Raw genomic sequence first — 21,290 nt, 5'->3', positions numbered from 1 at the left:
CGGAGGGGGGCCGCGCGGAAAAGGGCCTGCACTAGCAGGCACCTCGTCGCGCGGCCTACCCAACCAACCGGCTGAAGCAGTGGCGCGGCATCGCCACCCGCTACGAGAAGACCGCCACCATCTACCTGGCCGGACTCCACATCGCAGGCATCTTCCTCTGGTCCGCACGCTGATCCAAACGACACTGGGAGTCGTGGTCCTCCTCGGTCGCGGTCCCGTTGATCAGCGCCACCAGGGACAGGTACCGGCCGTGGGTGTCGTCGTAGACGGGGCTCTCGGAGGTGGCTTCCTCTTCGGCGATCTGGCGCAGGATGTCGGGCACCTGCCGGTATCCGTCGGCCATCCGGTTTCGGACTTCGGGGGTGAGCGGTGTGCCGGACAGCGCGGTGGCCGCTTCCATGAAGCGTGTGACGGCCTGCTGGGCCCGGGGAGACCGGGGGGACTCTCCGGCACGGTACGCGGCAAGGAGCTCCTCCATGAGCGGGGCCCCGCTCACGTACATGAAGTCCTGGAACGGTTCGGTCGCCAGGACCCGGGTCTCCGGTGTGGAGTAGGCGTCTTGCAGGTAGGTGCGGACCGCGTCGCCAGATCGGCCTGAGCGGTCGTGTCGCCCTGTTTGATCAGGGTCCTGAGCACCGCTCGCCTGGCCCGCAGGGTGCGCTCCTGACGCTCGACGATCTCCAGATGCGTGGTGAGCAGGTCGGACGGGGTCGTGCCACCCTCGAGCAGGCGGCGGATCTCGCCCAGGTCGGTGTCCAGCTCGCGCAGGGTGCGGACGAGTTCCAGCCGGGCGATGGCGTCGATGTCGTACATCCGGTGGCCGGCCTCGTTCAGGCCCGTGGGCTCGATGATCCCGGTGTCGGCGTAGAACCGGACGGCGCTCACGCTCAGGCCGCTGCGGCGCGCGGAGTCTCCGATGGGGTACAGCTCATGGTCGTTCATGGGGCCACTGCACTACCTCAAGCCGCTTGAGGCGCAAGTCGATTACCGCTGAGGCCCGTAGGGGGCGAACAAGGTGCGCCCGAAAAGGCAGCGCTTGTATCGGATGCGATTCCGATCCCGGGCCGGATTACTGGTGAGCTCTCGTATTCAAATGTCACCAGTTCTCCGTGGAACCCAGCTTGCCGGTGACCGTGTGTGATCTCCAGCGACGTATCGGCTTCATGTTCCACCGGTCTCCGGCGTTCAGGACCAGCGGGACGGTGATTGGAGGTGGCACTGGTTCCGGTTTAACCGGCCGGCGCGCGGCCTCCGTTTCACGGGCCGTGCGCTCGAGCTGGCGGCTGCTTCGATGCCAAGCCGACCGCCCGGACAACCGCCGTTCCCGGACCACTGCCATTCCCCGACCACCGCACAAGGCCGGGGCGCCCCAGCCGACCCGGCGTACCGGACCGGCTGAGGCCTCAACCGACGCCGTGAACGCTCCGTGCCCAGGGCCCGGGCACGACGGCGCACGCGTCGGCCTCCGATCACAGCGCTCAGGATCGCAGGTGCGGGACTTCGCCGGTCCGCTCCGAGCCGGAGCGCTCTGAGCAGCACAGGCACCGGACTGCGACCGGAGTCACCCGGCGGTGGCCTGACTCGGTTCGAAGTAGTGCCCCTGGTCGAGATCCTCGAGCAGACCGGCCTCGTCCGGAGCCCAGCCGGTCACCTCCCGGGTGATGGCACTGGAGACGGGACTGTCCGGCGTGAGGAACATCCCGAGAAAGCCGAAGTGCTCGTCGACCCGGCCCATCGGCACCGACCGTGTCGGGAGGCCGAGGTGGCGCCCGATGGCAGCGGCGATCTCGCGGACCGCGATACCCTCCTCGGCCACGGCGTGCAGATATCCCGTCGGTGCGGCCTCGATCGCCAGCCGGAAGAGCCGGGCGGTGTCCCGGACGTGTACCGCGGGCCAGCGCGACGACCCGTCGCCCGGATAGCCCGAGAAGCCGGCCCGGCGGGCGGTCGCGATGAGGTGCGGGACGAAGCCGTTGTCTCCCTTGCCGTGGTTGGTCGGCGCGAGACGCAGGACAGTGGGCCGCAGCCCCCGCTCGGCGAGCGCGAGGGCGGCGTCGTCCGAGGGCTGTCGCACGGCAACCAGCGCGTCGGGCGAGGGACGATCGTGCTCAGTGGCAGGCACCCCGTGCTGCGACAGTCCCACAGTGCCGGACGCGACAGCGATCGCCCCACCGGCGGGGAGCCCCTCGCCGAGCGCCTGGATGGTCGTGACGTCGGAGGCGACGGCCTCGGCCATTCCTCCGCTCAAGGACCGCTCAACCGGAAACGCGAGGTGGACTACGGCGTGCGCGTGGGCGGCGGCGTCGCGCAGCACGTCGAGGTCCTCGACGGTCCCGCGGACGCTCGCTGCGCCGGCGGCCTCGACAACGGCTGCCGACGCCTCCGAGCGGGCGAGCCCGGTGACATGGTGACCGGCTGCGAGGAGCTCTGGTACGACGGCCGAGCCGACCCAGCCGGATGCGCCGGTGACAAGAACACGCATGAGAACAACCTTCCTGTAGTGGTCGTGGCCTCTCACCGCGGTCGGGACGGAGGTCGCAGGTGATGTTCCAGATGACCACCGTTTCCACCCTGCCGTCCTGCCAGGGCTTGTGGCCCGATGGACGTCCTCACCCACTGGTCCATTTGGGCAAAGGCCTCTCTCGTGAGGCGGGGCGTCCGGGAAGCGCGGCGGTGGGAGGCGTTTCGACATGAGCGTCGCGGGCACGTGCGGTGACAACCACGGTGCGCCTGTCATCGGACTCACAGACCGTGGCTGGCCCGCCGTGGCCGTCCGACACTGAAGGAACCCGAGGGCCGAACCGTTCCGTCCGGATCGGCGGCGGAGCCTTTTGACCAGTCTCGTCCCACCTGCATCCCGGAGTAACACAGCGATGACCGACCGTGCTGAACTTGGCCGCTTCCTGCGGGCTCGCCGAGAGGCCCTGCGGCCGGCCGACGTCGGACTGGTGCCGGGCAATCGTCGGCGTACGCCCGGTCTGCGCCGCGAAGAGGTGGCGATGCTCGCGAGCATGTCCACCGACTACTACGAGCGGCTCGAGCAGGCCCGCGGCGTCAATCCGTCGGAAACCCTGCTTGCCGCGCTCGCCAGGGCACTGCGCCTGTCGACCGACGAACGCGATCACCTCTACACGGTCGCCGGGTATCAGCCGCCCCAGGGGCTGTCGCACGACGGCTACGCCGACCCCGGACTGATGCACATCCTCGACTCCCTCAAGGACACTCCGGCCCAGATCGTCGACGGCCTGGGCACGGTCGTCATCCAGAATCCGATGGCCATCACTCTGCTCGGCCCGCTGGTCGACCGCCCCGGCCACGAGGACAACGGCGCCTGGCTCTGGTTCATGCGGCCCGCACTTCGCGGCGTCTACGCCGAGGAGGAGCACGAGGCGATCGGCCGCACCATCGTCGCTGACCTGCGCGCCTCCGTCTTCCGCCACGGACACCACCCGTACGGGCAGGCCCTCGTCGACGAACTGTGCAACCGGAGCAAGGAGTTCGCCGCGCTGTGGGATCTCGGCGAGGTCGCCCCCGTCCGGTCCACCCGCAAATCCGTCCTGCACTCCCAGGCGGGCCGGCTGGATCTGCAGTGCGACATCGTCCTCAGCCCGGTCACCAGCAAGCGCCTCTTCCTCTACCGGCCGCAGCCCGGCACCGAAACGGCCGAACGCCTGGAGTTCCTCCGTGTCCTGGGCACCCAGTCCTTCGCGAGCTGACCGAGCCGGAACCGGCACAGACCCGTGACCACTGCCCCGGCCACCCCATGCCCGTCGGCGATCCACCCGCCCCGTCCGGAAAGCCAGTCGTGACCGGCGGCGCGGGGCTGCCACGTGGGTGGGGTGGATAGGCTGCGGCACCCGGTTCGAAGACCTGACGGCCGACGGCTAAGTCCACGTTCGGTACCACCCCCACTCGGTGAGCCGAGGGACGAAGGCGACGACGACCCGGACTACAACCCGATCTGCGGGGTGCCCGTGCATCCTGAAGCCGTTCTGCGTGGCGTGCGCTGGCTGCTTCTGCATGTGAGGCACGTTGACGGGGCACGCGTCCGTGACGCGGCGGAGGTGGAACGGCGCCGATGCCGCCCGAACCGGAGTTGACGGGCTCCGCCGCCCGCACCCGGCGCACCTTCCCAGTCGCTCCGTCATGGACCGCCTACCAGGCCGAACCAGCACGAGGACTGATCATGCCGGATACCTGCTGGTCAGTTGCGTTGCCTCAGGTCAAACCCGGTGAAGCCATTTTGGAGCGCTACGGGGCCGGTGAGGTGGGTGCGGGCCGACCGCCGGAACGCCGCGAGCAACCGGTTGGGGTCGGCGGCGCGGGTGGCCAGCACGACGTGACCGGGATCGACGCCGCGCAGGGGGATCGTGGTGATGTCGGGTCGTAGGCGGGCGGTGGCCGGCATGATGGCCACTGCCTGTCCCGAAGCGACGAACTCCAGTTTGTCCTCGGCCACTTGGGCCAGCGGACCGCCGGGGGCGGGGCGTCCGTCGGGGCGGGGGTCGATGCGCCAGTAGGCGTTCCATGCCGGGTCGGGCACCCGGGGCAGGGGCTCGTCAGCGATGTCGTCGAGTGTGACCGATTCCCTGCTGGCCAAGGGGTGGTCGAGGGCAACCGCCAGTACGCGGGCCTCGTCGTACAGGGTGGTGACCGCCAGGCCGTCGGTGGTCAGTGGCAGCCGGGTGACCACAGCGTCGACACGGTGATCAAGCAGTGCCTCGCGTGGGCTGTCCCAGCTGAGGTACGAGGTGTGGATGTCGGCGTCCGGGTGGTGGTGGCGCATGTGGCGTACGGCGGCGGTGATGAGCAGGTCCGCGGTGTAGCCGATGGTGATGCGCTGCGGTTGTGCCGCTGTGCGGGCAGCGGCCGTGGCGTGAGCGGCCGAACGGAGCAACGCCTTGGCGCGGGGCAGGAACGCTTCGCCCGCTTCGGTGAGCCGGCTGCCCCGGGCGGTTCGTTCAAGCAGCTGGGCGCCGACCTGCGTCTCCAGCTTGCTGATCTGTCGGCTCAGTGAGGGCTGTGTGATGTGCAGCTGCTCGGCGGCGCTGACGAACCGCCGGTGTTCCGCGAGCACGGTGAAGTACCGCACCAGGCGCAGGTCGAGGTCCGCCGACGGTTTGGGCACGGGAGGAGCGTATCGCGGAACCATAGCGCCGCTCGGTACGGGGGAAGCCGCGACGTGCAGGTATGCCTGTTTCGTATAACTCGATACGGATCAGGGCTTGGACATGGGGAGGGGGCGCCGCAGTATCGGCGACACGGAGCGGGTGTGCGGTGTGGCTGCACCGGCTCGCTCTCGTTTTTGCGCTCCGGCGGGTTTTCGGGACGCCGCTCGCGTCGCATCGTTGCCCGTCGACCTCGTGGAAGGATTCCTCATGTGCCAGGACTTCGCCGGTCAGACTGTGCTGATCACCGGTTCGACAAGCGGTATCGGTCGCGAGACGGCGCGGCAGTTCGCTGCCTGCGGTGCCCGCGTCGTCATCACCGGCCGGGACAGGGCCCGTGGGGAGGAAGCGGTCGCCGTGATCGCCCAGGACGGCGGTCGTGCCCACTTCGTCGCTGCGGACCTGGCCGATGCCGATAGCGTGCTCTACCTCGCCCATCAGGCACTCGACCTCGGCGGTGGGCATGTGGATGTGCTGGTCAACAATGCCGGCCTGCTCTCCTACGCGGCGACCGTGGACGTCAAGGCCGATGAGTTCGACACCGTCATGGCAGTCAACGTCCGGGCCGCGCTGTTGCTGGTAGGCGCGCTGGCGCCGAGGATGGCCGAGCGCGGTGACGGCGCGATCGTCAACGTCACGACGATCGTGGCCAACCGGGGTATCCCCGGGTTTTCTCTGTACGGTTCCAGCAAGGCGGCGTTGCAGATGCTCACCAAGTCCTGGGCGGCGGAGTTCGGTTCCGCCGGGGTGCGGGTCAACGCCGTCAGCCCCGGTCCGACCCGCACGGAGGGCATGGCGGGCCATGACGACATGCTGGAGGCGACGGCCGCGCAAGCACCGGCCAACCAGGTCGGCACGCCGCAGGACGTCGCTCGCGCGATCGTTTTCCTCGCGTCACCCGGCGCAGGCATGATCCACGGCGCCGTCCTGCCCGTCGACGGTGGACGGCTCGCTGTCTGATGACAGCCCCGCCCCGCACCCTGCCGTATCACGGCGTCGTGGCCTGGAGCAGATTCAAGGCAGGGAGCAGGGGAAGACGTGGTCGACAGCGGTGCTGCACCTGGCGTGATGGGTTGAGCGCAGATGAGGCAGCGGTGGTACTGGAATCCGATCAGTGCGTCGGTGACCCTGGTGACCGAGCGGCGGCGGCGCTTGTCCGTGAGCTGCAGTGTCGCCCAGTCCATCGAGAATCCCTCGTCGATGAGGCTGCGGCCGATGCCCGCGGCGAAGGAGCTTTCCACGATGTCCCACCGAGCGCCCAGCTCGGCACGCAGCCCCGGAGCTTGCTCGCCCTGGGCGATGGTGCGCAGTTCGGAAGTCAGGCGCACGATCCGCTGGTGCGAGTTGCCGGTCAGCTCGTAGGAACGGTGCGCTGTTCGGGTGTTGCCGCGCAGATTGTGGAACGTGTCCATCACCATCCCCGGCATGGACCACACCGCGGCGTGCAGGAGCCGGTCGGTGGGGTGGCCGAGCGCTGGGGGTCAAGGGGTCGCAGGTTCAAGTCGACGGGGTGGAGCCGGACGGTGGTCGCGCGGGGCAGGGTCGGCACGGGGCCGCATGCCGCCCGGTGCCCGTGCTCTCCCAGCGGACGGGCGGGGCGGGGGCACGTGTGCACCCGCCCCGAGGTGCCGCAGCAAGAAGCCGATCACCGGGCCGAGCGAACGGTCCAGCACCGCAGCGTTTGCCCATCGGCCCGGCGTTCAAGCTGAGGCCGCGGTTATCGGCCGATCTTCGCCATCGGCACACTGGCCTGGCTCGACTGGTCGTGGAATACACCGAAGATCGGGTCCCACTCGGTGATCCACAGGTCGGAAACCTGCCCTTCGATGATGAACGGGTCGGTGTCGATGATCGCGCGAACCGCGTCTTGGTTCGCTGCCTGGACAAGCAGCATGGCCGAGCGGAGATTGGTGCCGACGGTCGGCCCGGAGGCGACGAGCGAGCCGTCTTCGACTCGGTCCAGGATCCAGTCGAGGTGGGGTTCGAGGTGCTGGGACCAGCCCTGCCCGTCGGGGTGGCTGTAGTGCACGAGGAAGAAGCTCATATTGGCCTTTCGGTTAAGTGGGTTCACCAGGTGAAGGCGACTGGCCGGGCGGAATCACCTGCAGCTGGTACCGGACCGGTGTGCCGGACGAATCCTTTGCTGGGCGCGCCGACTTCCTCGGCCAGCCAGTTCGCGGTGTCGATGAGCCGGGTCAGGTCGATGCCGGTGGGCACACCGGCCAGCTCGAGTAGCTGGACGGCGTCTTCGGTGCACACGCCGCCGCCCTGCGTGCCGGGCATCGCGGGATGGCCGCCACTTCCCGCGAGCGAGGTGTCGATGTTGCAGACGCCGAGCTCGAGAAGGGGGAGCAGGGCCGCGAGGCCCATGCCGCGCCCGTCGTGGATCTGCATGGTGAGGTGGTCGGCGGGCACGTGCGCGAGTGCGGCGGTGACGAGTTCGCGGATCTGGGGCGGTGCCGCGTAGCCGGAGGAGTCGGCGAGGATCCAGTGGTCCACCCCGAGTTCGAGAAGTCGGCGGGCCAGCGGTTCGAGGTCCTCGCCGCCGCGGGCGGAGCCGGTGGGCCCGCCCCAGGCGAAGATGAGGTAAGTGTCGAGCACGATGTCGTGGTCCGCGGCGAATGCGGCCATGCGCTCGAGTTCGGCGAGGGACTCCGTGGTGGACCGGCCGATGTTGGCGTAGGCGAATTCCTCGTCGGTCGACAGCAGGAAGGACGCGGTGTCGGCGCCCGCGTCAACCGCGCGGGCGAGCCCGCGGGTGTTGCCGACGCAGCACCCCAGTCTGAGGCCGGGAACTCGCGGGATCCGGGCGAACACCTCTGCGGCGTCGGCAAGGCCCGGCACCAAGTCGGGTCGGACGAACGAGGACAGCTCGAACGCCCGGACGCCGGCGTCGAGCAGCCGTCGCACGAGCTCGATCTTCACTTCGGTGGGGACTGGGTGGTCCTGAAAGGTCAGGCGTGGTGCGATCTCACGGATGCGCACTCTGTCAGGCTGGGGCATGGTTCGTTCCTCAGGAGTGTCGGTTCGGCTTGAGCCCGGCGGCGAGCGAGTCCCAGGCGCCGGCCGAGCCCTGGCCGCGCAGGTCGTTCTTGCGCACCTTGCCGGTCGGGGTGACGGGTAGTTCGTCGAGGATCTGGTAGTAGCGAGGGACCATGAAGTGCGGCAGGGACTGGTCGCAGTGTGCGAAAAGCTTCTCGAAGTCCACCTGCCGCCCGGATTCCACTTGCAGCACGGCGAGCACCTCGTCCTCACCCAGATCAGAGGGTGTGCCGACCGCGGCGGCCGCCACCACGCCGGGATAGGCGAGCAAGACCGACTCCACTTCGTGCGAGGAGATGTTCTCGCCGCGGCGGCGCAGGGCGTCCTTCTTGCGGTCGATGAAGTAGAAGTAGCCGTCTTCATCGGTGTAACCGAGGTCCCCGGTGTGCCACCACAGGTCTTGCATGGTCGCGAGCGTCGCGGCCGGGTCCCGGTGGTAGCCCGAGAACATGATGTGCGGCAGTCGTGGCCGGTAGACGATCTCCCCGGTCTGGCCAGGGGCGGCGCGCTGGCCGGACTCGTCGTGGATCTCGACGATGGACGATTCGGTCGGCAGGCCGATCGAGCCGACCTTCCGGGTGTCGAGCGGGTTGTAGAGGACGTTTTTGATCTCGGTGAGCCCGTAGCCCTCGACGATGTGCACGCCGAAGCGCTCCTCGAAGGGATGCAGTACCTGCGGCGGGGCAGGGGCGGCGAACAGCTTCGTGACGCGGTGGTCGCGGTCGCGGTCCGACGGTGGCTGCGCTAGGAGCATCGGCAGGATGGAGCCGAGGGCGTTGAACTGGGTGACCCGGTGCGCCCGGACCTCGTCCCAGAACCTGCTGGCACTGAACCGGCGGCCGAGCACCAGGGCGGCCTCGGCGTAGAAACAGTGCAGCGAGATGTTGATCTGCGCGGCGCCGTGGAACAGCGGCAGGCACGTGTAGAGCCGCTCGTCGGGCATCGTGCCCATCTGCGCCGCGCACTCGCGGGCGCCGATCAGGGGCATCAGGTGCGGGAACACGACGCCCTTGCTGCGCCCGGTGGTGCCGGAGGTGAGCATGATCGCGGCCGGGTCGTCCGGCGTGACACGGGGGAGCTCCCTTACCGGGTCTCCGGCGGCGAGCAGCTCGCTCCAGGTCCGCACCTCGACCCCGGGCGGGATGCGACGCGGCGGCACGGCGTCGTCGAGCAGGACCACGGTATTCAGGGTTTCCGGTGGTTCCGGCAGCTCGGCGACGAGTTCCAGCAGGGCCGCCTCGGTGACCAGGATGCGCACGTCGGTGCTGCGGAGCGCGTGGTCGAGAAACGAGCCCTTGTAGGCGGTGTTGACCGGAACCTCGACGAGGCCGGCGCGGGCCGCGCCGAGCCAGGCGAGCAGATATTCGGGTCGGTTGGGCAGGAAGATCCCAACCGAGCTGCCCGGGATGCCGCCCACCGCGACCAGGCCACGCGCCACGTCGGTCACCGCCGAGTCGAGCCCGCCATAGGTCAATTCGGTGTCTTCGAAGACGAGTGCGAGCTTGTCCGGGTGCGCCGCGGCTCGAGCGGCGATCAGTCCGCCGACCGTCCCGTCGGCGAGGTCGTCGAAGTCTGGGGCGCCAGTGCCCTCCGCGATGGTTCCGGTCATGTGCCCAGCTCCTTCTTCGCCCGGGCCAGGAAGCCTTCCAGCGCCGGGTCCCACGCGGCTTCGGCGCCGGTCGTCACGAGGAACCCGCCGACCCCGAGGTCCCGGTACCTGCCGAGGGTGTCCAGGATGCGCTCCTCGGTGCCGACGAGCGCTTGGGAATTGGCGAATCCACCCAGGAGTTTGGTCAGCCCGGTCCAGAAGCAGTCGTCGTGCAGCTCGTCGGAGGTGAGCGCGAGTGCGCGTTGCCGCCCGACGGAGGTGTCGGTCGACGACGAGCGCAGGTAGGTCGTGGTCCCGGCGGCCTCGGCGATCTGCCGTTCCGCGGCGCGGGCCTGGGCCCAGGCGTCGTTGTCGGTGTCGCCGATGAACAGGCGCAGGCTCAGGGAGAACCGCATCTGGCGGCCGTAGCCTTCGGCGGCGGCGGTGACCCGGTCGATGCGTTCCTTGGTCCCGGCGAATGGTTCGCCCCAGAGCATGTAGAGGTCGGCGTGCCGGGCGCCGAAGTCCACGGCGTCGGCGCTCTCGCCGCCCATGAAGATCGGGACCTGGCCCTGGACGGGTTTCGTCTGGATCTTCACTGCGTCGGCTGTGTAGTACTCGCCGTGGTGGTCGAAGGGTGTGGTCTCGGTCCAGGTACGGCGGACGACGTCGAGGTACTCAACCGCCCGGCGGTAGCGTTCGCTCTTGGGCAGGTGGTCCGACTCACGATGCAGGTCCTTGTCGGAGCCGCCGACGACCACGTTGATGGCGAGCCTGCCGTGGGCGAGTACGTCGAGGGTGGCGAAGTAGCGGGCGGCGGCCACCGGCGGCATCACACCGGGGCGGTGGGCGACGATGGGGGAGAACTTCTCGGACAGCGCGAGTGCGAACGGCGCTGTCGCGTGGTTGTGCGGCCACGTGGAGGAGTACCCGACGAGCACGCGGTCGATCACCTTGGAGCGGTCCAGTTCCTGGATCCTGGCGATCATCCGGTCGGGGTCGGTCTCGCCGACCTGAAGGGGCTGCAGCCCCGTGAAGAAGTCGACCATGGTGTCGTCCTTAGCTTTCTGTGTCGAATCCATTGCAGTGGGGCACCGGTTGCCGGGCGAGCCAGTCCCGGTGCCGGGCGTAGTGGTCCCGGCGGCGCGTCCGCAGTTCCGCGCGGGCTGTGGCAAGAGGCGGCCCGGCGGTGGCGAGTGTCATCTGGGCGGAGACCTCCCACCGGCCCTCGGCGTGGGTGCCGATCCGGGCCAGGACCGTGAGCGGCCGCTCGACGGGGACGGGGCGGAGGTACTCGATTGCCAGGGATTTGGTGACCAGCCGTGGCTCGGTGCGCAGGACGACCATGCTGAGCACGTCGTCGAACACCGCGGCGATCCAGCCGCCGTGCGCCACTCCTGGCCCGCCGTGCCACTGCCGCGCGCAGGTGACATCGCACCGCAGGGCGCCGTCCTGTGTGCCGGCGATCTCGACGCCCAGCCGGCAGGCCTCGTCCGGAGCGCAGCCGCCGCACAGGAGCCGGCCCGACGCGGATGGCTCGATCGCGAAGCCGTCGGGGTCGAGCGGCTCAGCCACGGGCCGTTCCCTCCCCGCTCTCGACGAGTCCGGCCTCCCGACGCACGGCCGCGGCAACCGCCTCTGGCACGTCGATCGTGCCGCGCCGAAGCGTTTCATCCCGGCGGGCGACAGAGCGGTCGAACGGCACCCGGACGGCGCCGCCGCCCTCGACGGGACGGGTCGCCCGGATAGAGTCGGCGAAGGCCCCGACCCGCCGGCGGTAGTCCGCCGCGTCGGTCAGCACGGCCGGGTCGACCAGCACCACGAAGAGACCGACGTCCGAGATACCCGAAGGGTCAGCGGCCGCACCAGTCATCATGCCGAGCAACTGGACGACCATGGCGAGCCCGGAACCCTTGTGTCCGCCCCACACGCCGAACGCGCCGTTCAGCGCGGCCACCGGATCAAGCGTCGGGGCGCCGGTGGCGTCGTAAGCCTGGCCAGGCGCCAGGTCCGCGCCGAGCCGGGCCTTCAGCATTACCTCGCCGTACATGACGGCGGCCGTTCCGATGTCCCAGATCACCGGTGTCGGCGTGGACGGGAAGCCGAACGCGATCGGGTTCGTGCCGAATCGGCCTTCGGTGCCCCCGTGCGGTGCCACTACCGCGGGCCCGCTGCCCGCGATCATCCCGGCGAACCCGGATTCCGCCGCCTTCTCCAGGTAGTAGGAGAACATGCCGGTGTACCAGGTGTTGCGTGCGCCGACGACCGCGAGCCCGTGCGCGCGGGCCTTGTCCACGGCCAGTTCCAGCGCGCGCATGCCGACGAGGTAGCCCACCTGGTCGCCTCCGTCAAGGGTCGCGGACACTGCTGTCTCGGCGACGATCCGGATGGGGCCCGGAGGTGCGGGTGTCGCACGGATGCGCTCCACCACCGACAGAGCGCGGGCGAGCCCGCCGAAGGACAGGCCGCGCAGTTCGCAGTCGAGCAGGTGGTCGGCGATGATCTCGGCCTCTGTGGTGGTGTGCCCGGCCCGGGTCATCGCTGCCGTGACTACCGTGCGGGCGTCGGACAGAGTCAGTGTGGTCATGGGGGCATGCTTGTGGTTCATGAACCGGCCTCCGCCGACATCGGCGCGATCGAGGGGGATGGCTCGGGATGCCGAGCGGGTCGGCGGGCGAGGACGAGCGCGGCGACCGCGCTGACCGCGGCCGCGGCCATCAGCAGGAAGGCGGGTGCACGGGTGTCGCCGGTGACGTCCACCAGTGCCTGGCTGACAAAGACCGACGAACCGCCCACCAGCGCCGCAACGACGTTGTACGACACCCCGATGACGCTGCCGCGCACCCGCACCGGCACGAGCTGCACGAAGGTGATCGGCGCGATGCCCGAGTAGAACGCCGGGCCCGCCGACAGCAGCACCACACAGCAGATCATCAGCCACAGCGGTGGCGCGGTCGACAGCACGGCGAACAACGGATACGTCAGCACGAGCACGGCGATCGAGGTCGCCAGAAGCACCTTGGGGCGGCCCTTCCGGTCGGAGGCGCGGCCACCGGCGACCACCAGGAAGAGACCGACCAGCAACGCGAAGCCGATCACCACGGTGGCGATGAAGGGGGACAGGCGCAGTTGAATGAGATAACTCTGGACGTAGGTGTAGACCATGTAAATGCCGAGGATGTGCAGGATAGACACCCCCACGAGGAGGAGCACCCGTGACCACTGGTCGGCGACCTTGGTGTCCCTTTCGGACGCGTCGTTGCGCGCCGCGAGGAACTCGGGGGTCTCGCCCAAACGGCTACGCAGGTACAGTCCAATCGCACCGATGGGAAGCGCGAGCAGGAACGGTATCCGCCAACCCCAGACGAGCATCTGTTGCGGGGTCAGCGCGGCGTTGAGCGACAGAACCACCACGGCGCCGATGAGGAATCCGGCAAGACTGCCGACCTGCACGCGAGGGGGGGGGGGGGGGGGGGGGGGGGGGGCGAACTCGGCCACGTAGATGATGGCTGTCGTGTACTCGACACCGCCGGCCAGCCCCTGGGTGAACCGCAAAAGCACGAGGACGATCGGCGCGGCGATGCCGATGCTGTCCGTCGGCGGCAGGAAGCCGATCAGCGTGCTGGCTCCCGCCATCAGCAGCAGCGACGCCACGAGCGCGGCCCGACGGCCCAGCCGGTCGGCGAGGGGCCCGAAGACCAGCGCGCCCGCTGGGCGGGCGAGGAAGGCCGAGCCGAACACTGCGAATGAGGACAGCAGTGCGGTGCCGGCACTCGAGGCTGGAAAGAAGACCTTGCCCAGCACGGTGGCGAGGAAGCCGTAGACCGCGTAGTCGTAGGTCTCCACCGTGTTGCCGATGGCGGCCGCGATCGTCGTGCGTCTGAGCGTCCGGGATGGGATCTCTGTGGCGGTGGCCATGACATGCCTCTCCGTTGAGGTTGCCGGGATGCGTTTCGGATCAGGCCGACGCGAGCTGCCCGTAGTGGCTTCGGAAGAACAGCAGCGGGGACGCCGCGGGATCCGCTGCGAGATCGTCGACGCGGCCAACAACGATGTGGTGGTCACCGGCATCGTGCACGGCTTCGATCGTGCAGCCGATCCAGGCCACCGCGTCGTAGATGACCGGATCTCCGTGCGGCCCCGGCTGCCAGGCCACGTTGGCGAACTTGTCGCCACCCGACACGGACAGCGCACGGCAGATCTGCTCCTGGCCGACGGCGAGGACGTTCACGCAGAAGGTGCCGCGTTCGGCGATGACCGGGAACGTCGACGACGTCTTGCCGGGCAGGAACGCAACGAGTGGCGGGTCGAGAGAGACCGAGGTGAACGACGAGACGGCCATGCCCACAGGCTCGCCCTCCGCACCGAGCGAGGTGATCGCGGTGATGCCGCTGGGAAAGTGCCCGAGGACGGACCGGAATCGTGCGGAGTCAGGAGCCGACCGCGAGGGGAATGTAAGCATGCTGATACAGTAGAAGCATGCTGAAAAGAAAAGCAAGCATCCTGATGACTTGGTGCACTGTGAACGCCAGTACGCTGCAGGAGTGACAGATCACTTGCCTTACATCGATCCGTTCGACGACGGCCGCTCGCCGGTACAGCCGGTTGCCGCGATGGACGAGGCTTCCTCACTGATCGATGCAGCGGTCCGGCTTGAGCGAGCGGCCACGAGGATCGGGAACGCCCGGTTGCGGCCGTGGAAAATGACGCTGTCCAGCTACACCGCGCTCCGAATCCTGGCGAACCGGCCCAACCTCACCCTCGCCCAGCTGGCACGCCGCTGCTACGTACGGCCACAGACCATGACCCGCATCGTCGCCGAGTTGGAGAACCGAGACTTCGTGGCCCGCAGCGCACACCCCGAGAGCGAACGGGCACTCTCCCTCAAGGTCACCGAGACGGGCTTGGCCGCGTTGAACGAGATGAACACCGAAGTACTCAAGATCCGCGACACGCTGAACACCACGCTCGCCCTGGACGACATCGTGGCGGCCGACCAGCACCTGCGGCAGGCTGCGCTCGCGGTCGAGAACGAACTACGGGAGATGGACCGGCCGACCCCATAAGCAAGCATGCCTGCAGAGGGGCGGGGCGCCGTCGATTGCAACTCCCACCGATGGTGGGCCGGAACGAGGACTCGCGCAGCACCGCATACAGGTGACAGTGGACGCGAATGCCGCAGGGACCACCGGCATCAGCGCGGCCGAGCCGGCGCGCACACTACAGGCGCTTGCGAATTCCGACGAGGGTTGATGCTCGGCGGGCCCAGCGTCGATGCACTCGGGCGCCAGTTCGACCTGCCGGGCGCTGACTATTTAAGAGCTGATCTCCTACCGGGTCGGCATCCGCTGCCGGTGGCGGAACAGCCGCGCGCGGTGCGGGCGGCGGAAACAGATCTCCCAAGATCACGGCGGTCCCGGCTATCTCGACCTGCGAACCGGTGCCGGCCAGCCCGGCAGCCAACAGGGAGAGTTGCTGTTTCTCAGCCTGCAGGGGTGTAGGTGATCGGAGTGTTGGAGCATCGGCGAGGACGATAGGAAGAAGACAAAGGATGAGCGACTACGGCGACCTACTGGACGATCTACGCGCCGAGGGCAAGGAACTGGACGCGCTCGTGGCGCCCCTGGATGCGACGTGGTGGGCCACGGCCACACCTGCCGACGGGTGGACGATCGCCCACCAGATCGCTCATCTTGCATGGACCGACATCTGGACACAGCGAGCCGTGACCGAGCCTGATCGGTTCGTTGAGCAGGCTCGCGGGGAAGCGGCCCGGGGAGGGAGGATGGTCGATGAGGGCGCGGCCGAGGGCGCCCGGCTGGCTCCGGAGGCGTTGCTGCACCGCTGGCGCACTGGGCGCCGAGCCCTGCACCACGCCCTGGCCACCGCCCCCGCCGACGCCCGGGTGCCCTGGTTCGGTCCGCCCATGAAGGTTCCTTCGATGGCCACCGCCCGGCTCATGGAGACCTGGGCCCACGGCCAGGACGTGGCCGACGCGCTCGGAGTGCACCGCGAGCCGACCGCACGGCTGCGCCACATCGCCCACCTGGGCGTCCGTACCATGGCCTTCGCATTCACCCTGCACGACCTGCCCGTTCCACAGGCACCCATACGAGTGGAACTGACAAGTCCGGCCGACGAGTTGTGGGCCTGGGGTCCCCAGGATGCTGCAGATCGCGTCAGCGGACCCGCCCTGGACTTCTGCCTGCTCGTCACCCAGCGCCGCCACCGCGACGACCTGGCACTGACCCTCGCCGGAGAAACGGCGCGGCAGTGGCTGCCCATCGCCCAGGCTTTCGCTGGCCTTCCGGGGTCAGGACGTCCCAGGCGGCGGATCCGCGTAGCCACTGGGCCCCGCTACGACGAGGAGTAAGACGATAATCTCTACCGGCGTGGCAACTTGCGAGGGTGAAGGCCGGGCTGCGCCCAAAGGCGCCTCCGCGCGGCTCACTCAGGCAACACTGGAGGGAGCAGCGTCTCCTCGTCGAGGTAGACGGGCGTACCGTCCGAGATCGAACGGTAGTCCAGTAACGTGGCGACATCGTGCAGCCGGAAGGCCGGACCGACAAGGGGGCGCACGCTGCCCTGACCCGGGTCCGCACGCCGATGCGCGGCACCGCCGCTGACGAGGACGCCCGATGCGGCAACCGCGAGCTGCACATGATCAACTCCGCCGAGCAGACAAGAAGCCCGGCAACAAGACCACCGCCGAAACAAGCGCCAAGACCAGGGGTACGATCAAGATCGTGTGCGGGTGTGAGTAGTTGCGGTACAGAAAGTGCCGCTGAGATTGACCATGATCGGCTAGCACAGGAGATGCGGCTGCCGCTGGGGTTCTCGGAAAGGTCGCCGGACGGCTGTTGGCGCTGGCTACGGTCCGCCTCGTGCCGGTGGAGTTTCTGACTGTTCGCGGACGTGTCGGAGAAGCTGGTCGCGGCCTGGCCGTCGCCGAAGGGCTGATGAAGTTCGCGAGCCGCAGCTGGAAGGCAGTGCCCGCCTCCCTGACCCAGTTCCTCACCTGGGCGTTCGCCAGCAGGATCGTCCTGCACAGCCCGCGGACCCCGACGCAATACCCGCAGCGGTCGCTCGCCACGGTGTGGACCGCGCCGCAGTACATCACCGCCGAAGGACACCCACCTCGTCGAGGAAGAACGCCGACAGCGCGAGGACGAGACCCGCATGGCTGCGCTACGAGCGGCCCAGGAGAAGAAGCGGGACGAGATCCGAGCCAAGAACGCCATCTCCCGTGCGAAGGCCTTGGCCGAGGCCACGGAGGCCGAGCAAGCCGCCCGCGCCACCCAGTTCGGGAGACTGAGGGAGGGTCGCCATCCGCTTCCGACCCGGCATCGACCTGGCCTGGCCAAACTCGCCGACGACCACGGCGTCACCGCGACCGTGGACTTCAGCACCGGCGACCCCCGGTACGCCGGCGGCGTACTGCGGGTGCCGATAAATCATCCACACAGCTCAGGCTGCGTGCTGGTACTCGTGGAACGCTCCGCCGAGTCGGTCTCGTCGGTCGATTTCCGTGTGGGCGAGCTGGGCTTGATTGGCGATGGGTGCGGGTAGCGGGCGGCATGGGGCGGCTTGCTCGAGTGCCCTGTGCGGGCGGTGTTCGTTGTAGAAGGACTCTGCGCTTGCCGAATACCTCATCCGTGCAGGTCACGAGGCATGTCTGTATTGTGGCGTCGTATGTCGAGGTGGCTTAGCTTGTCGGGATCGTCGATTGGTGTGGGCAGTGGGTGTAGCGGTCGGGCGTTCGCGATGCCCTGGTGCGGTCGGTGGGAGTTGTAGAACTCCTCGAACTCTCTCAGGCGGCGTCGAACAGGGCGGGGAACTTCCCGTCTCTGTCTCTGATGAATCGTGCCCGGCAGTCGGCGTCCTCAAGGTCCATGACCAGGTTTGGCGCCGTCGGGACTCGGTGTACCCGTTCTGATTCGGGCTGATGGCATTCTCGGCGAGTGCAGGCGCATGAACTGCACACCCGAGGCATCGAGCCCACCTGGATCCTCGGCGGCCTCAACAACGGCGCTGGAACGAGAGCAAAGTCATCCGTACCAGGTGACTTGCAGATATAGATGCAGTGATGGCGTGGTACTGAGAGGAAGCTGATGAAGCCGCGTCCGCCGAGAATGTCGAATTCTCGGAGTCCGCCTTCTCGGTCGAAGGGCCGACCCACCTTTGCCGCGTCGACTCCAAGCGCGGCGAGTTCGGTCGCCAGTCGCTCGACCTCTGCTATGACACCCGGCGCAAGTCCGTCGGCGACGTACTCCTCACTCGGGTTGTACTCCCAGGTCCAGTCGGTCACAGCCCCGCCTCGGCCTCCGCGGCCTTGCGGATCTGCTGAATTTCATGGATGGCCGCCATCGGGTCCTGTTCGGCCATATCGACGATCTGCTCGAGTTCACGGAGGCGGGCGGCGCGTTCCGGGTGCCGCTCGATGGCGACGAACACGGCCCATGAGTGGACGAAAGCCCGCAGGGGCGCGAGGCTCTGTGTCTGCTGTGCGTTTGTAGTCGCCTCGAACAGGTGCTGAGTGAGTGCAGGGACTCTGCTGGGAGCGATCCGGGCGACAGCCGTGCGCAGTGCGTCAGGCGTGAGGTCAGGCATGGGGATCAGGGATCCATACGGGCCGTCTGGCTGCGCACTCACGATGACCTCCAGTGCAGGGTTGCTCGTCGTACCCTACCGTGCGGGCGCGGTAGCCGTGGGAGATCCTTGTCCGCTCCGCAAGCCGTCGCATGGCGTGGCTGTTGCTATGGGGGAATGGCTGATTGAAGTTTCCCCGTGATCCTGGACACTCTTCTTCTACGCTGCGAGTGTGTGGCTGTTGCGGAACCGTTGGCGCGTCTCGTGTGGTGTGAGATACCCGAAGACAGGGTGCTTGCGCAGGCGGCGCCGGTTGTAGAAGGTCTCGATGAAGGCGAAGACCTCGGCGCGGGCGGTGGCTCGGTCGGGCCAGAGCCGGGTGCCGATCTCCTCCTTGAGTACGGCCCAGAAGCTTTCGGCCGGGGCGTTGTCAAAGCAGGAGCCGGTCCGGCCGGTACTTTGCCGAAGGCCCAACGCGCCTATCTCCGCGCGGAATTCGGATGAGGTGTATTCGCTTCCGCGGTCGCTGTGCGTGATGCAACCGGGTTCCAGGCCACCGCGGCCGTGGGCCATCCGCAGCGCGTCTACCACCAGCTCGGCGCGGTGGTGGTCGGCCATCGCGTAGCCGACGACCTCGCGGGTGGCCAGGTCCAGCCAGCAGGCGAGATACAGCCACCCCTGTTCTGTGGGCAGGTAGGTGATGTCGCCGACGAGCCGGGTGCCGGGTCGGTCGGCGGTGAAGTCGCGGCCGATCAGGTCCGGGGCCGGCCTCGCCTGCTTGTCGGGGCGGGTCAGCGAGCGGCGTCTTCGGCGGGTGACGCCGGCGATGCCGCGTTCACGCATGATCCGCTCCACCCGCTTGCGGTTGACCGCCCGGCCCAGCCTCCGCAGTTCAGCGTGCACGCGCGGGACACCGTAGGCACCCTTGGAGGCCAGGTGGATCACGGTGATCTCGTGGGCCAGGGCCTCGTCCGCGCGTGTCCGTGCCTGCCGGGCCTGTTCGGCCTCCAGCCAGGCGTAGAAGGAGGAACGGACCACGCCCAGGACACGGCACAGCAGGGCCACCGGGTAGACAGCCTTCTCCGCGGCGATAAACCGGTAGACCTCGCTCACCGGTCGCTGTCCTTGGCGAAGAAGGCCGCGGCTTTTTCAGGATCTCGATCGTCTTCTGCTGTTCGATGTTCTGCCGGCGCAGTTGCTTGAGCTCCTCGCGCTCCACGCTGGTCAGCTCACCCGCCCCGCCCTCCCCGCGGTCGATCCGGTCACGCTTGACCCAGCCGCGCAGACTCTCCGGACTCACGCCCAGATCCCGCGCGACCTCCGTGATCGTCTTGCTGGAGGAGCGGGCCAACGCAATCGCGTCCCGCTTGAACTCCGCCGAATACCGCTTCGAGTACTGACTACCCACCTTTCGAGCGGCACACGACTACGACCTGCAGCGACGCATTCCTGAACGGCACAGGATGAGGTTTCCGGCAAGGGCAGAGTCGTACCAGCACAACGACTGATCATGCTGGACACCTGGTGGCCACGTACGCTATTCCAGGTCAGGTCCGGTGAAGTGGTTCTGGAGCGCTACGGGGAAACTCATCGGCAACGGCGTTGGTACTAGAGGACCTCGAAGTGCCCGAATCGTGCGGAGGTGACGGCATGGAAGTGGCGGGCGTCGAGGGTCGCGATCTTGGGGGTGTCCAGGCGCTCCGCCACGGCCATGACGGAGGCGTCGGTGATACCGAGCGGGAAGTCGTGGTAGCGGCTGACGAGCTCGGCGATCCGGGGCCAGTCCGGCTCTTCGACAGGTTCGACCCGAAAGGCACCTGCGGTGATGTCTTCGATGAGGGCGAGCTCGGCCTCGGCAGCCTTCTTGGCGCCGACTGCGCGCTTGACCCTGGTGTTGATGAAATAGGAGACCTCTGCCAGGACGAGCTGCGGGATCACGAGCTCGCCGTCGAAACTCTCCAGTAGGTCGACGCAGCGGGCGTGGTCAGGGTCGTTTGCGGAGAGATAGGCGAAGACGGGGCCCGCGTCGACGATCAGCTTCACGCGTCGTCCGCTTCGCCACGCATGTAGGCCTTGAGGTCGCGGGCGTGGGGTGCGCTGCTGCCGGCGTGCAGCACGCCCTTGCCGCGGAGGGCGCGGACGGGACGTGAGACGACGAGTTTGGTGAGTTCTTTGGTGACCAGCTCGTCCACGGTGATGCCCTGGGCCGCCGCCAGCTGGCGCAAGCGGGCCTCAAGGTCTTCGGGCACCTGAATCGACATGCGGCCAGGATATCGCGGGGCATGCTTCGGGGGGTGTCTTCAGGGGGCGCACCGGTGCGAGGCTGCCTCAAGCGGTCAGAAGAGCTTGGTACGGATGTGTGCAAGCCCGAGCGAATCGCTACCGTCCGCAATAGATCGTCGCGGAGAGTTGCCGCGCCGCTGGGGGTCAAGGGGTCGCAGGTTCAAATCCTGTCGTCCCGACCAGCGTTTTCGCAGGTCGGAGGCCGTTTCCGCGGGTAGCGGAGGCGGCCTTTGTCGTGTCTGGAGTGGGAGCGATGGGGAGCCCTGTGGGAGCCCTCGTGCTCCCAACTCGCGAACGTGTCAACGGTGTCCGATTCGTCCGTCACCCGATCCGGCAGACCTGTGGCGCCGTACTGAGCCCCTGTGTGCCGGTCAACCGTAGGCCCCTGAGGTCACCCCATTGATCTGGATGCTCTCTGCATCGAGAGGCATAAGAACCCCTTGTCGGCTCCCGACTCCCTTTCGGGGTGGGAGTACGGCGTCGTGCTCCCCATGCGACAGGGGTGGGGTGGACCACTGGTGTGAGGTTCCCCCGCTGTACGGGGGTGGCTGACTAGCTGGTCAGGGCGGGTTGACGTGGTTTCAGGTTCACTTGTTCGGCCGTTGCCTGGTTGGCGTAGT

At 68.2% G+C, this 21,290-nt stretch carries 21 protein-coding genes and 4 pseudogenes; 6 read left to right on the top strand and 19 right to left on the bottom strand.

Annotation, left to right across the window (positions count from 1 at the left end):
- Positions 1 to 65: 65 nt before the first annotated feature.
- A pseudogene (locus tag LCH29_RS41985) lies at positions 66 to 173 on the top strand (IS5/IS1182 family transposase); the annotation flags it as partial.
- Here LCH29_RS41985 and LCH29_RS41980 read toward each other — a convergent pair.
- The 3 genes from LCH29_RS41980 to LCH29_RS41970 all read right to left on the bottom strand — a co-directional run bounded on the left by LCH29_RS41980 (position 122) and on the right by LCH29_RS41970 (position 2,482).
- Positions 122 to 400, bottom strand: coding sequence for a hypothetical protein (locus tag LCH29_RS41980; protein WP_446466941.1), 279 nt, complete (start codon positions 398 to 400; stop codon positions 122 to 124). The pseudogene LCH29_RS41985 and the gene LCH29_RS41980 overlap by 52 nt on opposite strands.
- Positions 401 to 492: 92 nt before the next feature.
- Positions 493 to 942, bottom strand: a complete 450-nt coding sequence (locus LCH29_RS41975; protein WP_446466940.1) for a MerR family transcriptional regulator — start codon at positions 940 to 942, stop codon at positions 493 to 495.
- Between the two features lie 619 nt (positions 943 to 1,561).
- Complete coding sequence (locus LCH29_RS41970; protein WP_446466939.1) at positions 1,562 to 2,482, bottom strand: NAD-dependent epimerase/dehydratase family protein; 921 nt, start codon at positions 2,480 to 2,482, stop codon at positions 1,562 to 1,564.
- Between the two features lie 391 nt (positions 2,483 to 2,873).
- Between LCH29_RS41970 and LCH29_RS41965 the strand changes: the two genes are divergently transcribed.
- A complete protein-coding gene (locus tag LCH29_RS41965) occupies positions 2,874 to 3,716 on the top strand; it encodes a helix-turn-helix transcriptional regulator (protein WP_446466938.1) in 843 nt (280 codons plus the stop codon).
- A gap of 488 nt (positions 3,717 to 4,204) precedes the next feature.
- On the opposite strand, the gene LCH29_RS41960 is transcribed toward LCH29_RS41965, so the two are convergent.
- Positions 4,205 to 5,152, bottom strand: a complete 948-nt coding sequence (locus tag LCH29_RS41960) for a LysR family transcriptional regulator (RefSeq protein ID WP_446466937.1) — start codon at positions 5,150 to 5,152, stop codon at positions 4,205 to 4,207.
- Positions 5,153 to 5,378: 226 nt separating this feature from the next.
- Between LCH29_RS41960 and LCH29_RS41955 the strand changes: the two genes are divergently transcribed.
- Positions 5,379 to 6,128 (top strand): SDR family NAD(P)-dependent oxidoreductase, encoded by a 750-nt coding sequence (locus LCH29_RS41955; protein WP_446466936.1) that lies wholly within the window; start codon positions 5,379 to 5,381, stop codon positions 6,126 to 6,128.
- 757 nt (positions 6,129 to 6,885) lie between these two features.
- Here LCH29_RS41955 and LCH29_RS41950 read toward each other — a convergent pair.
- The 8 genes from LCH29_RS41950 to LCH29_RS41915 are packed head-to-tail and all read right to left on the bottom strand — an operon-like array spanning position 6,886 to position 14,260.
- A complete protein-coding gene (locus LCH29_RS41950) occupies positions 6,886 to 7,212 on the bottom strand; it encodes a YciI family protein (protein ID WP_446466935.1) in 327 nt (108 codons plus the stop codon).
- 23 nt (positions 7,213 to 7,235) lie between these two features.
- Positions 7,236 to 8,171 carry a pyruvate carboxyltransferase gene (locus tag LCH29_RS41945; RefSeq protein ID WP_446466934.1) on the bottom strand — a complete coding sequence of 312 codons (936 nt, stop codon included), beginning with the start codon at positions 8,169 to 8,171 and terminating at the stop codon, positions 7,236 to 7,238.
- A 10-nt stretch (positions 8,172 to 8,181) separates the two neighbouring features.
- Entirely contained in the window at positions 8,182 to 9,819 is a 1,638-nt protein-coding gene (locus LCH29_RS41940; RefSeq protein ID WP_446466933.1) for an AMP-binding protein, read from the bottom strand.
- Positions 9,816 to 10,847, bottom strand: a complete 1,032-nt coding sequence (locus LCH29_RS41935) for an LLM class flavin-dependent oxidoreductase (RefSeq protein ID WP_446466932.1) — start codon at positions 10,845 to 10,847, stop codon at positions 9,816 to 9,818. Before LCH29_RS41935 ends, LCH29_RS41940 begins: the two co-directional genes overlap by 4 nt.
- Positions 10,848 to 10,857: 10 nt before the next feature.
- Entirely contained in the window at positions 10,858 to 11,373 is a 516-nt protein-coding gene (locus LCH29_RS41930) for a PaaI family thioesterase (protein WP_446466931.1), read from the bottom strand.
- Entirely contained in the window at positions 11,366 to 12,385 is a 1,020-nt protein-coding gene (locus LCH29_RS41925) for an Ldh family oxidoreductase (RefSeq protein WP_446466930.1), read from the bottom strand. The genes LCH29_RS41930 and LCH29_RS41925 overlap by 8 nt, the downstream gene beginning before the upstream one ends.
- Before the next feature lie 17 nt (positions 12,386 to 12,402).
- A complete protein-coding gene (locus LCH29_RS41920) occupies positions 12,403 to 13,716 on the bottom strand; it encodes an MFS transporter (RefSeq protein WP_446466929.1) in 1,314 nt (437 codons plus the stop codon).
- A gap of 40 nt (positions 13,717 to 13,756) precedes the next feature.
- Positions 13,757 to 14,260 (bottom strand): flavin reductase family protein, encoded by a 504-nt coding sequence (locus LCH29_RS41915; protein WP_446466928.1) that lies wholly within the window; start codon positions 14,258 to 14,260, stop codon positions 13,757 to 13,759.
- A 94-nt stretch (positions 14,261 to 14,354) separates the two neighbouring features.
- Here LCH29_RS41915 and LCH29_RS41910 point away from each other — a divergent pair, with 94 nt between their 5' ends.
- Together LCH29_RS41910 and LCH29_RS41905 are read left to right on the top strand one after the other, a co-directional pair.
- Complete coding sequence (locus LCH29_RS41910) at positions 14,355 to 14,864, top strand: MarR family winged helix-turn-helix transcriptional regulator (RefSeq protein ID WP_446466927.1); 510 nt, start codon at positions 14,355 to 14,357, stop codon at positions 14,862 to 14,864.
- A 485-nt stretch (positions 14,865 to 15,349) separates the two neighbouring features.
- Positions 15,350 to 16,171, top strand: a complete 822-nt coding sequence (locus tag LCH29_RS41905; protein ID WP_446466926.1) for a TIGR03084 family metal-binding protein — start codon at positions 15,350 to 15,352, stop codon at positions 16,169 to 16,171.
- Positions 16,172 to 16,245: 74 nt separating this feature from the next.
- Here the strand turns inward: LCH29_RS41905 and LCH29_RS41900 are convergent, their stop codons facing one another.
- The gene (locus tag LCH29_RS41900) at positions 16,246 to 16,458 is read right to left on the bottom strand and encodes a hypothetical protein (protein ID WP_446466925.1); all 213 of its coding nucleotides are present in this window, start codon (positions 16,456 to 16,458) and stop codon (positions 16,246 to 16,248) included.
- A 519-nt stretch (positions 16,459 to 16,977) separates the two neighbouring features.
- Between LCH29_RS41900 and LCH29_RS41895 the strand changes: the two genes are divergently transcribed.
- Positions 16,978 to 17,367, top strand: a complete 390-nt coding sequence (locus tag LCH29_RS41895) for a hypothetical protein (RefSeq protein WP_446466924.1) — start codon at positions 16,978 to 16,980, stop codon at positions 17,365 to 17,367.
- A gap of 80 nt (positions 17,368 to 17,447) precedes the next feature.
- Here LCH29_RS41895 and LCH29_RS41890 read toward each other — a convergent pair.
- From LCH29_RS41890 to LCH29_RS41865, 6 genes and pseudogenes are all read right to left on the bottom strand, one after another.
- Positions 17,448 to 17,707, bottom strand: a pseudogene (locus LCH29_RS41890) (hypothetical protein); the annotation flags it as partial.
- Positions 17,708 to 18,102: 395 nt separating this feature from the next.
- A complete protein-coding gene (locus LCH29_RS41885; protein ID WP_446466923.1) occupies positions 18,103 to 18,450 on the bottom strand; it encodes a hypothetical protein in 348 nt (115 codons plus the stop codon).
- A gap of 156 nt (positions 18,451 to 18,606) precedes the next feature.
- Positions 18,607 to 19,518, bottom strand: a pseudogene (locus LCH29_RS41880) (IS3 family transposase); the annotation flags it as partial.
- 61 nt (positions 19,519 to 19,579) lie between these two features.
- Positions 19,580 to 19,795: pseudogene (locus LCH29_RS41875) on the bottom strand (transposase); the annotation flags it as partial.
- A gap of 200 nt (positions 19,796 to 19,995) precedes the next feature.
- Positions 19,996 to 20,430: a type II toxin-antitoxin system VapC family toxin gene (locus LCH29_RS41870; RefSeq protein WP_446466922.1), complete on the bottom strand. Its 435-nt coding sequence runs from the start codon at positions 20,428 to 20,430 to the stop codon at positions 19,996 to 19,998.
- Entirely contained in the window at positions 20,427 to 20,648 is a 222-nt protein-coding gene (locus LCH29_RS41865) for a hypothetical protein (protein ID WP_446466921.1), read from the bottom strand. The genes LCH29_RS41870 and LCH29_RS41865 overlap by 4 nt, the downstream gene beginning before the upstream one ends.
- Positions 20,649 to 21,290 lie beyond the last annotated feature (642 nt).

The organism is Streptomyces sp. BRA346 (assembly GCF_052851135.1).
Note: the sequence above shows the minus strand (reverse complement) of the source record. Positions and strands in the feature narration are given on the sequence as shown.

Coding starts and splice junctions, on each gene's coding strand:
- LCH29_RS41970 (WP_446466939.1), bottom strand. CDS start 2,482: ATGCGTGTTCTTGTCACCGGCGCATCCGGCTGGGTCGGCTCGGCCGTC.
- LCH29_RS41905 (WP_446466926.1), top strand. CDS start 15,350: ATGAGCGACTACGGCGACCTACTGGACGATCTACGCGCCGAGGGCAAG.
- LCH29_RS41925 (WP_446466930.1), bottom strand. CDS start 12,385: ATGACCACACTGACTCTGTCCGACGCCCGCACGGTAGTCACGGCAGCG.
- LCH29_RS41935 (WP_446466932.1), bottom strand. CDS start 10,847: ATGGTCGACTTCTTCACGGGGCTGCAGCCCCTTCAGGTCGGCGAGACC.
- LCH29_RS41980 (WP_446466941.1), bottom strand. CDS start 400: ATGGAAGCGGCCACCGCGCTGTCCGGCACACCGCTCACCCCCGAAGTC.
- LCH29_RS41895 (WP_446466924.1), top strand. CDS start 16,978: ATGGCTGCGCTACGAGCGGCCCAGGAGAAGAAGCGGGACGAGATCCGA.
- LCH29_RS41965 (WP_446466938.1), top strand. CDS start 2,874: ATGACCGACCGTGCTGAACTTGGCCGCTTCCTGCGGGCTCGCCGAGAG.
- LCH29_RS41945 (WP_446466934.1), bottom strand. CDS start 8,171: ATGCCCCAGCCTGACAGAGTGCGCATCCGTGAGATCGCACCACGCCTG.
- LCH29_RS41955 (WP_446466936.1), top strand. CDS start 5,379: ATGTGCCAGGACTTCGCCGGTCAGACTGTGCTGATCACCGGTTCGACA.
- LCH29_RS41950 (WP_446466935.1), bottom strand. CDS start 7,212: ATGAGCTTCTTCCTCGTGCACTACAGCCACCCCGACGGGCAGGGCTGG.
- LCH29_RS41940 (WP_446466933.1), bottom strand. CDS start 9,819: ATGACCGGAACCATCGCGGAGGGCACTGGCGCCCCAGACTTCGACGAC.
- LCH29_RS41920 (WP_446466929.1), bottom strand. CDS start 13,716: ATGGCCACCGCCACAGAGATCCCATCCCGGACGCTCAGACGCACGACG.
- LCH29_RS41865 (WP_446466921.1), bottom strand. CDS start 20,648: ATGTCGATTCAGGTGCCCGAAGACCTTGAGGCCCGCTTGCGCCAGCTG.
- LCH29_RS41915 (WP_446466928.1), bottom strand. CDS start 14,260: ATGCTTACATTCCCCTCGCGGTCGGCTCCTGACTCCGCACGATTCCGG.
- LCH29_RS41975 (WP_446466940.1), bottom strand. CDS start 942: ATGAACGACCATGAGCTGTACCCCATCGGAGACTCCGCGCGCCGCAGC.
- LCH29_RS41960 (WP_446466937.1), bottom strand. CDS start 5,152: ATGGTTCCGCGATACGCTCCTCCCGTGCCCAAACCGTCGGCGGACCTC.